The organism is Photobacterium sp. WH77, from assembly GCF_022014395.1.
Taxonomy (GTDB): Bacteria; Pseudomonadota; Gammaproteobacteria; order Enterobacterales; family Vibrionaceae; genus Photobacterium; species Photobacterium arenosum.
This window is the reverse complement of record NZ_JAKLTE010000016.1, coordinates 1-13007: the sequence shown is the minus strand read 5'-3', so window position 1 is coordinate 13007 and position 13007 is coordinate 1. Positions and strand designations below refer to the sequence as shown.

At 50.7% G+C, this 13007-nt stretch carries 13 protein-coding genes and 1 riboswitch; of the genes, 9 read left to right on the top strand and 4 right to left on the bottom strand.

From position 1 onward, the window contains the following. The 3 genes from L6J37_RS15365 (at nucleotide 1) to cysQ (ending at nucleotide 2286) form a co-directional block, all read left to right on the top strand. Complete coding sequence (locus L6J37_RS15365) at nucleotides 1–759, top strand: type II secretion system protein N (protein ID WP_237795766.1); 759 nt, start codon at nucleotides 1–3, stop codon at nucleotides 757–759. 132 nt (nucleotides 760–891) lie between these two features. After that, nucleotides 892–1440: an ADP compounds hydrolase NudE gene (gene nudE, locus L6J37_RS15360; RefSeq protein WP_218386327.1), complete on the top strand. Its 549-nt coding sequence runs from the start codon at nucleotides 892–894 to the stop codon at nucleotides 1438–1440. A gap of 12 nt (nucleotides 1441–1452) precedes the next feature. Then, nucleotides 1453–2286 carry a 3'(2'),5'-bisphosphate nucleotidase CysQ gene (gene cysQ, locus L6J37_RS15355; protein WP_218386253.1) on the top strand — a complete coding sequence of 278 codons (834 nt, stop codon included), beginning with the start codon at nucleotides 1453–1455 and terminating at the stop codon, nucleotides 2284–2286. Nucleotides 2287–2356: 70 nt separating this feature from the next. Here cysQ and L6J37_RS15350 read toward each other — a convergent pair whose 3' ends face one another. Next, complete coding sequence (locus L6J37_RS15350; protein ID WP_237795764.1) at nucleotides 2357–3232, bottom strand: LysR substrate-binding domain-containing protein; 876 nt, start codon at nucleotides 3230–3232, stop codon at nucleotides 2357–2359. 168 nt (nucleotides 3233–3400) lie between these two features. Between L6J37_RS15350 and L6J37_RS15345 the strand changes: the two genes are divergently transcribed. Further along, on the top strand, nucleotides 3401–4252 hold the full coding sequence (locus tag L6J37_RS15345; protein WP_192017453.1) for a bifunctional allantoicase/(S)-ureidoglycine aminohydrolase: 852 nt from the start codon (nucleotides 3401–3403) through the stop codon (nucleotides 4250–4252). A gap of 102 nt (nucleotides 4253–4354) precedes the next feature. On the opposite strand, the gene sthA is transcribed toward L6J37_RS15345, so the two are convergent. Next, nucleotides 4355–5770 (bottom strand): Si-specific NAD(P)(+) transhydrogenase, encoded by a 1416-nt coding sequence (gene sthA / locus L6J37_RS15340; protein WP_237795761.1) that lies wholly within the window; start codon nucleotides 5768–5770, stop codon nucleotides 4355–4357. Nucleotides 5771–6069: 299 nt separating this feature from the next. Between sthA and fabR the strand changes: the two genes are divergently transcribed. Next, entirely contained in the window at nucleotides 6070–6702 is a 633-nt protein-coding gene (gene fabR / locus L6J37_RS15335; protein ID WP_027251541.1) for an HTH-type transcriptional repressor FabR, read from the top strand. 20 nt (nucleotides 6703–6722) lie between these two features. After that, a complete protein-coding gene (locus L6J37_RS15330; protein ID WP_218386248.1) occupies nucleotides 6723–7106 on the top strand; it encodes a YijD family membrane protein in 384 nt (127 codons plus the stop codon). Between the two features lie 67 nt (nucleotides 7107–7173). Here L6J37_RS15330 and trmA read toward each other — a convergent pair whose 3' ends face one another. Beyond that, on the bottom strand, nucleotides 7174–8280 hold the full coding sequence (trmA, locus tag L6J37_RS15325) for a tRNA (uridine(54)-C5)-methyltransferase TrmA (protein ID WP_218386245.1): 1107 nt from the start codon (nucleotides 8278–8280) through the stop codon (nucleotides 7174–7176). Nucleotides 8281–8427: 147 nt separating this feature from the next. Continuing rightward, nucleotides 8428–8653: riboswitch (cobalamin riboswitch) on the top strand. A 43-nt stretch (nucleotides 8654–8696) separates the two neighbouring features. Here trmA and L6J37_RS15320 point away from each other — a divergent pair. The 3 genes from L6J37_RS15320 to murI all read left to right on the top strand — a co-directional run bounded on the left by L6J37_RS15320 (nucleotide 8697) and on the right by murI (nucleotide 12227). After that, nucleotides 8697–10637, top strand: coding sequence for a TonB-dependent receptor (locus L6J37_RS15320; protein WP_237795759.1), 1941 nt, complete (start codon nucleotides 8697–8699; stop codon nucleotides 10635–10637). Nucleotides 10638–10676: 39 nt separating this feature from the next. Continuing rightward, nucleotides 10677–11354 (top strand): adenine nucleotide alpha hydrolase, encoded by a 678-nt coding sequence (locus L6J37_RS15315; RefSeq protein WP_237795758.1) that lies wholly within the window; start codon nucleotides 10677–10679, stop codon nucleotides 11352–11354. Nucleotides 11355–11432: 78 nt separating this feature from the next. Continuing rightward, nucleotides 11433–12227, top strand: coding sequence for a glutamate racemase (gene murI, locus L6J37_RS15310; protein WP_237795756.1), 795 nt, complete (start codon nucleotides 11433–11435; stop codon nucleotides 12225–12227). On the opposite strand, the gene L6J37_RS15305 is transcribed toward murI, so the two are convergent. Then, nucleotides 12208–12651, bottom strand: a complete 444-nt coding sequence (locus L6J37_RS15305) for an RNA recognition motif domain-containing protein (RefSeq protein ID WP_237795753.1) — start codon at nucleotides 12649–12651, stop codon at nucleotides 12208–12210. The genes murI and L6J37_RS15305 overlap by 20 nt on opposite strands. Between the last annotated feature and the right edge of the window lie 356 nt (nucleotides 12652–13007).

Genomic DNA, 13007 nt, shown 5'->3' with positions numbered 1-13007 from the left:
GTGAGGTACAACATATTGTTAGGGGTGAGTTTTGTGCTGGCCCTGATTGTAAGTCTGCTGGTGCATTTGCCGGCGAGCTGGGTGTGGCAGTATGTGCCCAAGGTGCCCGGACTGTCGGTGACCGGCATCAGCGGAACGCCCTGGCAAGGGGCCGCGAGTCAGGTGCGTTGGCAGCAGTGGAACCTGGGGCAGGTTTACTGGGAACTCAGTCCGTGGAAGCTGCTGAGTGCCAATGCTGAATTTGCGGTGCGACTGGGCCAGGGCAGTGATCTGGGGCTGAGAGGACGAGGTTTGATGGGCGCGGATCTCAGTGGTTTGTATGCGCAGAACTTGCTGTTATCCCTGCCTGCCCAGCAGGCGATTCAGTATGCACGCCTTCCGGTGCCTCTGAATCTGGGCGGTAACTTCGAACTCACCGTTCGTGACTACAGGTTTGCGGTGCCTTACTGCCAGTCGCTGGACGGCGGACTGGTGTGGAGTGGAGCCAGCATAGGCACACCGCTGGGTGACGTCGATCCCGGTCAGGTACTGGCGGAACTGAGCTGTAATGACGGGCAACTGGCGGCGACGGCCAATCAGGCTTCGGCCCAGGTAAGCAGCGAATGGCAAGCGGGCTTAACCACGGATCAGCGTTATAACCTGAATGGCTGGTTTAAACCGGGCGCCGAGCTGCCATCAGGCTTACAGGAACAGATGAAATGGCTGGGCAACCCGGATGCCGATGGCCGTTATCCTATTCGTTATACCGGTCGCCTGTAGGCCACAGGCTGCGCAGCGACACCTGGTCTGGCGGGGTGAGGAAAATCAAATCTGTCTGAATACGCATTTTTCCTTTATTTCATGACCGCCATGCCATTTAATAGCAGATAGACCAAGCGACAGGGAAATATGATGGCGGCAGAGAATAAGAAACCGACAATTCTGGCAACCGAGGTGGTGGCACAATCCCGCCTGTTTAAAATAGAGTCTTTGGATCTCCGTTTCAGTAACGGTGAAACCCGTACTTATGAGCGAATGAAACCCAGCGGCCGGCATGCTGTGATGATGGTGCCTGTGACGGCAGAGGGCGATCTCTTATTGGTGCGTGAGTATTCGGCAGGAACGGATCGCTATGAACTCGGCTTTCCCAAGGGTTTGATAGACCACGGCGAAACGGCCGACGAAGCCGCTAACCGGGAATTGAAAGAAGAAATTGGTTTTGGTGCCAGACAGTTAGTGCCAATGAAAGAAGTGGTGCTGGCGCCGTCTTATTTTTCCAGCAGGATGACGCTGTTTCTCGCGCAGGATTTATTTCCCGAGAAACTGATCGGCGATGAACCTGAGCCGCTGGATATTGTGCGCTGGCCATTGTCACAGGCTGAAGAGTTACTGAGCCATCTTGATTTTGCTGAAGCCAGAAGCATTACCGCCTTGTTCCTGGCATTGAAGTACTTATCCTAGCAGGAGTGTGAGATGGAGCTGTCGATGTTAATTCCATCCGTGATAGAAATTGCCCGGGAATCGGGACAGGTGATCCTTGATATTTATCAGCGTGGTCAGTTCGAAAAACAGATCAAGACTGACAATACGCCTGTGACCAGCGCAGATCTGGCCGCCCACAAACTGGTGCTGGAAAGGTTAACCGAGCTGACTCCGGATATTCCTGTGTTGTCTGAAGAAGATGCAACTATTCCGCTGGAAGAGCGCCAGCAGTGGGAGCGTTACTGGTTGGTCGATCCTCTCGACGGTACGCAAGAGTTCATCGCTGGCAGTGGCGACTTTGCCACAATCATCGCCCTGGTTGAGAACAATCACCCTGTGATGGGTGTGGTATATGCGCCGGTATCAGGTGTCGTTTACTACGCTAGCCGCCGGCAGGGGGCCTGGAAAATTACCCCCGAAGGTGAAACTGTCTCCATCTCGACCCATAAGCACGAAGGGCCGACCCAGTCGATAGCTGTGGCTATCAGTCGCCGCCAGGATATCCGGGCGATCACCAACCGGCTGGATCCGGCGCTGAATTACGACTTAGTCCCGCTGGGGTCAGCGGCCCTGAAATCCTGTCTGGTGGCAGAAGGGGCAGTCGATTGTTACCTGCGTTTAGGCCCCACAGGCGAGTGGGACACAGCGGCGACACAGTGCATTGTGGAAGAAGCGGGCGGACGTATTCTCAATACCCACCTGACACCTCTGTCTTACAATGAGCGCCACACGCTGGAGAACCCGAACTTTATTACGCTGGGCGATGAAAGCCTGCCCTGGGCAGATATCCTGACCCCGGACAACCGGATGATGGAAGCCAGCTAAGTGGGCTGACTTGGCCTCTTTTGACAGAAAGAGGCCGTGGTACGTTGTCAGCCGCTCGGGAAAAACCGCCTCAGACTTCATGTTCAAAGATGCGATCGCAAGTACTGATCAGTCGCTCTGCCAGGGTTTTGCTCAGCGCCGACAGCTTATCCTGGGTATGCAGGGTCACTTCCATATCCTGCACCGGCGGCAGTCCGTCATCTTCATCCAGAATTCTGTGGTGCTCGGTCACCAGCCTTCTAGGCAGCAGCGAAATACCCAGCCCGGCCTCGACGGCACAGCAAACCCCCGACAAACTGGTGCTTACGTAGGCCAGGCGCCAGCTTCTGCCCAGGCTGTCAAACGTATGGGCCATTTCATTGCGATACAGGCCGCCAATAGGAAAAGACACCAGGGGAACCGGCTGCCTGTCGAGGTTATTGCTGTGTAAGCTATCAATCCAGCACAAAGGCTCCGGCCAGCTGGCTAACCCCGGCAGGCTGCCCTGCCGCTGCTTGACCAGGGCTAAATCCAGCTCGTTACTCTGAAATTTCCGCCATATATCGCTGCATAAGCCACTTTTCACTTCCAACCGGATGCCCGGAAATTCAGTTGAGAAAGCATGCAGCGTGGGCATGATGGCGTGAGTGGCAAAGTCCTCCGGCACCCCAAGCCGGATTTTTTGCTGTTCGGCGCTGACACTGGTCTGCACGACCGCTTCATTCATCAATTGCAGGATGCGGCGGGCATAATTGAGCACCCGCTCGCCTTCCAGCGTCGCTGTGACATAGCGTCCTTTGCGGTGCAGCAGTTCGCAGCCGAGCTGAGACTCAAGTTTGCGGACCTGCTGGCTGACCGTCGACTGAGTGAGGTGAGTACTGTCGGCGGCTCGGGTAAAGCTGCCGGAATCGACCACGGCGACAAAGCTGCGCAGCAGCACCGGGTCTAACGTCTTGTTCTGATTCATAATTCGTTACCAGTGGAAATCCCACTACTTGGCATTAAGTTATTTAATTTATAAATCAAATTGCCATGATCTACAATCAACACAATTCAGAATTGAAACAGCAGCCTCGTCAAGACTCTGCTTATCCATTGGCGCAGTAATACTGCTATACATGAAAGGACATATGTAATGGCCCGGAATACTTATTATGCCCCCACAGGTGGCCTGCCACCGCAAACACAGATTCTCTCTGACCGCGCGGTTTTTACCGAAGCCTATGCCATCATTCCTAAGGGCGTGATGAGTGATATCGTGACCAGCTTTCTGCCGTTCTGGGACAATACCCGGCTGTGGGTGATTGCCCGGCCAATGAGTGGTTTTTCTGAAACTTTCTCCCATTACATCATGGAAGTCTCCCCGCAGGGCGGCAGCGACAAACCCGAACTGGATGCGGGTGCGGAAGGTGTGCTGTTTGTGGTAGAAGGCGAGATGACCCTGACGCTGGAAGGCGAGCAATATCAGATGGAAACCGGCGGTTATGCCTATCTGCCGCCATCAGCCAAGTGGAGCCTGAAAAACAATGGCGATGCGCCGGTGCGTTTCCACTGGATCCGCAAGGCCTATGAATTTGTTGAAGGTATTGAGGTGCCTGACGCCTTTGTAACCAATGAGAATGACATCGAGCCAACGCCGATGCCTGACACCAACGATGCCTGGGCAACAACCCGCTTTGTTGATTCTGAAGATATGCGTCACGACATGCAAGTGAACATAGTGACTTTCCAGCCCGGCGGGATCATTCCGTTTGATGAGACTCATGTGATGGAACATGGTCTGTACGTACTGGAAGGTAAAGCGGTTTATCATTTGAATCAGGACTGGGTGGAAGTGGAAGCCGGTGACTATATGTGGTTACGCGCTTTCTGCCCGCAGGCATGCTATGCCGGTGGTCCGGGTCGTTTCCGCTACCTGCTGTTTAAAGACATCAACCGTCACATGGTACTTAACCCATCACCGGCTTATCGCGGTAACCGCCGATAAGCAAAGCCCCAATCGCAAAAGTCCCAATCGTAAAACGGCGCCTAGAGCGCCGTTTTTTTATGGTGTGTACCGCTCCACAGCATCGGCTGCGGAGTGGTGCTTTCAAAACAGGCGGTTCAGTCCATTCAGCGCGGCCACCCGGTAGGCTTCAGCCATGGTCGGGTAATTAAAGGTGGTATTGACGAAGTAATCTATGCTGTTACCGCCGTTTTTCTGTTCCATGATCGCCTGACCAATGTGAATGATCTCAGACGCCCGCTCACCGAAGCAGTGGATCCCTAAGATCTCTTTGGTTTCGCGGTGGAACAGTATCTTCAGGCTGCCGACATCGGTACCGGCTATCTGAGCGCGGGCCAGGTGTTTGAATTGCGCCCGTCCCACCTCATAAGGGACTTTTTCCGCAGTCAGCTGCTGCTCTGTTTTACCCACAGAGCTGATTTCAGGAATGGTGTAGATACCGGTTGGGATGTGATCGATCAGCTGGCCCTGAGCCTGACCGGTTGCTATGGCCTGCGCCACGAAGCGGCCCTGATCATAGGCGGCGCTCGCCAGACTCGGATAGCCAATCACATCACCCACCGCATAAATGTTATCGGCCTCGGTACAGTAGTTTTGGTCGACGGACAGCTGGCCGCGTGAGTCTGGTGTCAGTCCGACCACCTCCAGGTTGAGGCGATCTGTGTTACCTGTCCGGCCGTTGGCGTACAGCAGGCAGTCGGCTTTCATTTTCTTGCCGGATTCCAGATGCAGGATCACACCGTCTTCTGTGCCTTCAATCTTGTTGTAGGCCTCCCCGCTGCGGATCATCACACCGTTGTTCCACAGGTGGTAAGACAGCGAGTCAGAGATCTCGTTATCGAGAAATTCCAGCAGCCGCTGGCGGGTGTTGATGAGGTCAACTTTTACCCCCAGGCCGCGGAAGATAGAGGCATATTCACTGCCGATCACCCCGGCCCCGTAAATAATAATGTGGCGCGGGTCGTGCTGCAGACGCAGCACGGAGTCACTGTCGTAGATGCGCTGGTGGGTGAAGTCGACATCTTTGGGCTGGTAAGGACGTGAGCCGGTGGCAATCACGAATTTATCGGCGGTATAGGTGTCATGACTGCCGTCAGGGTGGCGAACACGTATGGTGTGTTGGTCGACAAAACTGGCTTCACCGGCAATGATGGGGCAACTGTTGCGATCATAAAAGCCCTGGCGCATTCTCGTTTGCTTACTGACCACTGTCTGCGCGTGACCAAGAATCTGGCTGAAAGTACTGTGCAGTGTGGTGGTGTTTTTGCTGTAGAGCGGGTTTTTATTGAATTCGATAATACGGCTGACCGCGTGACGCAGTGCTTTAGAGGGGATAGTGCCCCAATGGGTACAGCCGCCGCCGACACGGCTTTCACGTTCAATAATAGCGACGCTGAAACCTGCTTTGGTCAGTCCCATGGCGGCCCCTTCGCCTCCGGGTCCGCTGCCGATAATAATCACATCATAGTGAGAAGGAGTCGTGGGGTGTTGAGTGCTCATGGGCCGCCTTATTTATCCGATTGTTTCTGTGGTGCGGAGTGTAACGCTTTCCAATCGAAGGGAAAATCGCGACTCCCCGATAGAGCGCGTAGGATCACGTTGTGGCAGAAGAAACCCCCATTTTTATCGCTGGCAGACAGCAGTTTGTGAGCCGACAGGGAAAATGACGTTTGTGATTTTGCTTCCACCTGACAGGGCCGTTAGTATTCCCACCGGCAAAGTGTGGATTGGCGCTGATCAAGTGGCTGAAAGCGGGTATAGTGAGATTCAAACTGGCAACTTAACAGAAGCAGGAACCCATGGGGATCAGGGCCCAACAAAAAGAAAAAACCCGGCGTTCACTGATTAACGCAGCCTTTAACCAGCTCAGTGCTGAGCGCAGTTTTTCCAATCTCAGTTTGCGCGAAGTTGCGCGTGAAGCTGGTATAGCACCCACATCTTTTTATCGTCACTTCAAAGATATGGATGAACTTGGACTAACATTGGTTGATGAAGGTGGCTTACTGCTTCGCCAGCTGATGCGTCAGGCTCGCCAGCGCATTGCTGAAGAAGGCAGTGTTATCCGCACTTCTGTTGAAACCTTCATGGAATTTATTGAAAGCAGCCCGAACGTTTTTCGTTTGCTGTTACGGGAACGCTCCGGCACCTCGCCGGCATTCCGTGCTGCTGTGGCGAGAGAAATTCAGCACTTCGTGGCGGAACTCACTGAGTATCTGGAAGCTAAAGGCGGGAGCCGGCACGAAGAAGCTTATATCCAGGCTGAAGCGTTAGTCACTTTGGTGTTCAGCTCAGGAGCCGATGCACTGGATCTGGACAGTCAGTCGCGGGCAGAACATGCAGAGCGCTTAATCATGCAACTGCGAATGATAGCCAAAGGAGCTTACTGGTATCGTAAAGAGCGTGAGCGCAACACGCTGGCGCATAAACCTTAATTGAGTATGTTGGTGAAGATATGGACAAGCAACAAGTTAAAGCAGAACGCAAGACCTTAATCCTGTCACTGTTAGCAGGACTGTGCGGTAACGCCACGCTGGCAGTATTTACCTCCAGTGCTGTCGCTTTTTCTATTTTTCCGGTGATTGCTTTTGTGATGACTGTGTATTGCATGTATCAGGACTACCTGACACGCCCGATGGCGGAAGGGACCCCGGCCATTGCCTTTGCTTTGTTTCTGGTCGGCGCCTTTGGCTATTCTGCCTTTCTGCGCGCGCAGGCACCGGATATGGGATCTAACTTCCTGCCGTTGATGATTTGTTTAGCGTTGCTGTTGTGGGTCGCTTACCGCATGGGTGTGATGAAGCCGAAATCGAAATCCAAAGCTCAGGATGATGCATAATCTCTCAGCATGAAAGACAGAAAAGGCGCCTGAGGCGCCTTTTTCGTTTTTGCCGTTTTCGCTTGGATTATTTACGTTCCAGCATTACACCCGCTTCCATGTGGTGGGTGTAAGGGAACTGATCAAACAGCGCAAACCGGGTAATGCGATGGGTGTGACCCAGAATCTCCAGGTTAGCTTTTAAGGTGTCCGGGTTACAGGAGATATAGACAATACGCTCATAGGCCTGAACCATGCGACAGGTATCCTCGTCCATGCCTGAGCGGGGCGGATCAACAAAAATGGTGTTGCAGTTGTAGCTGCTGAGATCAATGTTATTGTCTTTCAGGCGGCGAAACTCGCGCTGCCCTTCCATCGCCTGAGTAAATTCTTCAGCAGACATACGTATGATCTGCACATTGTCTATCTTGTTCGCTGCAATGTTGTACTGTGCCGATTCCACCGACGGCTTGGCCAGTTCTGTGGCCAGCACACGGTCAAAATTCTTTGCCAGTGCCAGCGAGAAGTTGCCGTTGCCGCAATACAGCTCCAGCAGATCGCCTTCGCTGTCCTGAGTACAGTCTACTGCCCACTCCAGCATCTTTTGCGCCACTTCGCCGTTAGGCTGGGTAAAACTGTTTTCAACCTGCTGATAGGTCAGTGTTTGATCGTGAATCGTCAGTTTCTCAATCACATAGTCCTGATCCAGCACGATTTTCTGTTTACGTGCACGACCTATCAGATTGAGGTTGAACCCTTCATCATTCAGCCTTTGCTTCAGGGCTTTGGCTTCTGCGACCCACAGATCATCCAGTTGACGGTGATATAGCAGGGAAACCAGAATCTCTCCGCTCAGTGTTGACAGGAAATCGACCTGGAACAGCTTATGACGCAGCGCACGGTTCGGCTTCATGGCATCTACCAGCAACGGCATCAAATCATTGATCAGACGGCTGGCTTGCGGAAACTGATCGACCCGGTACTTCTCGCGGGTTTCCTGATTGAACATGATGTAATACAGGTCTTCACCTTCATGCCAGACACGAAACTCAGCACGCATACGGTAGTGTTGAGCAGGAGAAGCGAACACCTCCAACTCCGGGGTGTCTACGTCAGCAAACAGCGCCTGCATACGCTCGGCCTTTTCGTCCAGTTGTGCTTGGTAGGTGGCGGGGTTGATTGGGGTTGCTGCCATGGTGTTGCCTCAAAACTGCTCAAAATAAGAGCGCAGATTTTATTGCATTGTTGACTGATGTCCAGTGAAAGGGGGGAGAAAAGTGCAGGCCAGATAGATTTGTCATGACTAATAGCAAACTAAACTAGACAATTCCGACCGGTAAAATTAGCATTCCGCTGCGCTGGTTTGCCTGTTCACAGGCGGGGAATACGGTGAGAATCCGTAACTGACGCGCAGCGGTAAGAGAGAACGAAAGACACAAGGCAGATAGCCAGACACTGTTTCATCAGGCAAGCGCAACGCCGGCCAGATGAAATGGGAAGTCGTTGTCCTAGGCGGTTGTTCAACCATGCTCTCAAGTCCGAAGACCGACCAGCGAGACAGGCAGTATGGAGACTGCCCAGATTTCAACGCGATTTAAGGTATCCATGACAATGAAAAAAACGCTTTTAGCCGTGGCGTTGGCACCTTTGTGTCTGCAATCCTCGCTCGTTTCCGCCCAGAACACCACCGATGAGACCATGGTGGTGATAGGTCGAAGTACCAATGTTAATTCTATCGAAGATATTCCTGCGAATGTCACCGTCATTAGCCAAAATGAAATAAAAGAGTCTGGCGCGCAAGATCTTACCTCTTTATTACGTGGACGAGCAGGAATTCAGGTTTCTGATACAAATAGTGGCCCTGTTTTTTCTCTTCGTGGATTCAGTGGTGGTCAGGCAGCCAGTAACACATTGATATTGGTTGATGGTCGTAAGCTCAATCGTAATGACCTTTCGTCGCCTAATTTGAATGCATTAGCGCTGAGTCAGGTTGAGAGAGTTGAAATTTTGTCAGGCAGTGCGGGTGTCTTGTATGGCGATCAGGCAGTCGGTGGCGTGATTAACATTATTACCAAGTCGCCGGATGCAACTGGCGGTAGCATAGGTGCGACAGGTGGTAGTTTTGATACATACGGTTATAGAGGCGATGTGTTTGGCCGTATTAATGAAGATTGGCACTATTATCTTGCTGGTAATCAGACAGATAGTGATAACTATCGTGAGCATAATGCCAGCGAAGATGGCTCTATTCTGGGGAAAGTACAGTTTAATAAAGGCGATAAGCGTTTTTTCTTTGAGATTAATTACTTAGATGCATATAGAGAATATGCTGGTGCCCTGACTGAAGAACAATTTAAAGATAATCCAAAACAGGCTAACCCCAGTAATCCTGACGACTATTCACACGAGATTTCAACAATTTATCGAACAGGTTATCGACAAAGCATTGCTGGAAACTGGGACATTGATGCTGAAGCCAGCTATGAGGAGATGGATGCACGGGGTATCTCTTCGAGCGCTAACAATACTAAGAAATTGGATAATCTATACGGTGCGTTGCAGCTAGAGTCAGGGTTACCATCTAAACATGGTGAAATGAATATTTTGCTCGGTGTTGATTTTGCCGATAGCGACTTTGACTACCTGAGTAGCTTTTTAGACCGGGGTAATGAGCAGAAAACCGTTAGTGCATATGGTTTAGTGAATTATCCGGTACAGGATGATCTGACGGCTTCAATCGGAGGCCGATATACCTCTGTAGAAGACACTTTACGAGATAAAACAACTTATCCTGCAGGGCAGTCCATTGATAACGATGCTCATGCGTTAGAGTTCGCTCTTAATTATCAGGTTAACGATAAGCAGCGTTTATATGCGCGGTATGATCAAAATTTTCGGTTTGCAAAGGTAGATGAGCAAGCTTATACCCCTGCAGGTGTTGTTGGCTTGAAACCGCAGACTGGTGATTCGATTGAAGCCGGATGGTCATATTCTGATAGTGATGTAACGACAAGATTGAATGTTTATCGGCTAGAGCTGAAGGATGAGATTGTCTTTGACAGTAGTGCGCCCGCACCCAATGGTGGAACTTTTCCGGGAGCGAATGTTAATGCTGATGCAACGAGTCGATTGGGGATTGATATTAGTGGTATATGGTATGTAACTGATGTGGCCTCAGTGGGTACTGAGTATCACTATGTAGATGGTGAATTTACCAAAGGTGTTAACGAAGGCAAACAACTGTCTTGGGTGGCACCGCATACTGGCCGTGTCTACGGAACCTTAGCTTTCCTGCGTGACTGGCAATTTTTTGCGGAGTCAGTATATACGGGATCAAAATATCGTGATGGTGATAACGCCAATTCGCAAGAGAAAGTGGATGATTACTGGTTGTTCAATACAGCCGTGAGCTACACCACCAATAATTGGCAGGCGTCTTTGCGAGTTGATAATTGGGCTGATAAGAGTTACGCAAGCTCTGTGAACTCCTGGGGAGCTTATTACTCAGGAGATGGTCGTAAAGCGATGCTATCAGTAGATTACCAGTTCTAACCCTCAGCCGCCTTCGGGCGGCTTTTTCGTGAGGCGACAATGAAACCAAAGAAAGTGATAGTCAGTTGGTCATCCGGTAAAGATTCAACACTGACGCTGTTGCGCTTATTAGAAAGCCCTGCCTTTGACGTTGTGGGGCTGTTTACCACTTATGTCGGTACCGAGGTGCCGTTTCAGGCAACACCAATCGCTGTGGTGCGGGCACAGGCCCGGCTGACAGGGCTCCCCTTGGTTGAGATACCGCTGCCTGACGTGTTTCCTCCGAATGACGTGTACCAGGCGCTGGTGGTGGAAGCCATTCGCAATAGCGGATTGGCCGTTGAAGCCGTGGCATTTGGCGATATGTTTTGTAATGGTATTGAAACCTATCGGCGCAGTTATATTGAGCCGGCCGGCTGGCAATGTGTTTTTCCTTTGCTGGGGGAGGACAGCCAGCTGCTGGCCGAGGAAATTTTGCAACGAGGGATAAAAACGATTCTGACCACTGTGGATACCAGCCAGCTCAGCGGTGAGTTCTGCGGTAAATGGTTTAATCACTCATTACTCGCACGGTTGCCTGATGAGGTGGACCCTTGCGGGGAAGACGGCGAATTTCATACTCTGGTGATCCATGCCCCATGTTTTTCAGGGCAGTTAGCGCTTGAACCTCTGCATATAGACAACCAAGGCCGGTTTCACCATCTTCGCTATCGGATCTCAGTACCAGAGTCACAGTAAACTGATGTGTGATAGTTGGCTTTTATCTGTCAGCCAGTATGATGAGAGCTTCTATCTTGGAGCAGTCAGAAAGACGTTGTGAAAACCATCCTTATTTTTGATTCTGGTGTGGGCGGCCTCTCCGTCTATCAGGAGATATACCGCCAGCTGCCACATTATCAATACATCTACGCATTTGATGATGCGGCTTTCCCTTATGGTGAGTTGGACGAGGCGGTATTGGTTGAGCGTACCCTGCACATTGTGTCGTCTCTGGTCACAAAACATAACGCAGATCTGGTTGTGATTGCCTGTAATACCGCCAGCACTATCGTCTTGCCTCCTCTGCGGGCTGCGCTGAGTTTGCCTGTGGTTGGGGTTGTGCCTGCTATTAAGCCTGCGGCATTACTGAGTAAAACGAAAAGCCTGGGCGTGTTAGCCACACCGGCTACGGTTAAACGCCAATATACTCAGGCTTTGATCCAGGAGTTTGCTTCAGATTGCGAGGTCCATTTGCTGGGCAACACGCGCCTGGTTGAAATGGCAGAGATGAAACTACGGGGAGCTAAGGTCGATCTGGACGAGCTGACCGGGATATTGCAGCCTTGGTTTCACACGGCAATTGATACGGTTGTACTCGGATGCACTCACTTTCCGCTGATAAAAGATGAAATCAGTAAGGTGTTTGTCCAGGCTACGAATGTGATTGACTCCGGCAGCGCGATCGCTAGCCGGGTCAATTCACTGTTGGGAGACATGGCCACAGGAAGGTCACCGCAATGGCAGAACTTGACCTATCATTCTGGTGAGAATTCCAATGTTGTGATTTTAAATCACAGTCTATTAGCCATGAACTTGGGCCGGGTAATCAGCCTTAATTATCCTCATTCTTAGGGTCGTTGGCTTCACGTACTTTTAATGTACGCTGACCAAATTCTTTCTCATTTAGCTTGCTGACAGCATAGTCAGCATCTTTGCTGCTCATAACCACAAAGCCGAAGCCCCGCCTTTTTCCTGTTCGTTTATCTTTCATCAAGCGAACAGCAAAGACCTCCCCGTACTCTGAGAATAAATCTTTAACTTCACTTTCGTTAGCACGATAGGGAAGGTTACCGACATAGAGCGTTTTACTGCTCTGGTTTTCATCGCCCATCATATTTTCATCCTGATTCGTGTTCAGGTAATGATTGGCAAATCCGGATAAGACGGCGCCCAGTGCGAAGGCTATCGCAGCGGTAGAAGAAATGAAGCTAAATATGATGGCACCAATAAGAGTTATCAGCGCAATGATCATAGTGTGTGAGTTGGAAAATTTCATAGGCAAGCTACAGTGTCATCGATTGAAAAGTTAGAAGGCGATTTATTTAACAAATTAATCACAATAATAGTACGTGCATAGTTTTACGATTACCAGAAAGTGAATGTATTGATCGTATAATGTTGACTTAAGGCGCATATTTTTACATTAGTTGAAATTATGACCGGTTAAACATTTTTTATTAAGAAAAGGGTTGTCAGTCTTTTCCAAGTCTCTATAATGCCGCCTCACCAAGACGGGAACGGATGAAAACATCAGTTCGGTTTTGATGAAAGGCGGCACAAAGAAAGCAAATAAAAAATTGTTTGACTACTTTGTTTGATTCGTTAGAATGGCCGCCCTGTCCACGACAAGCT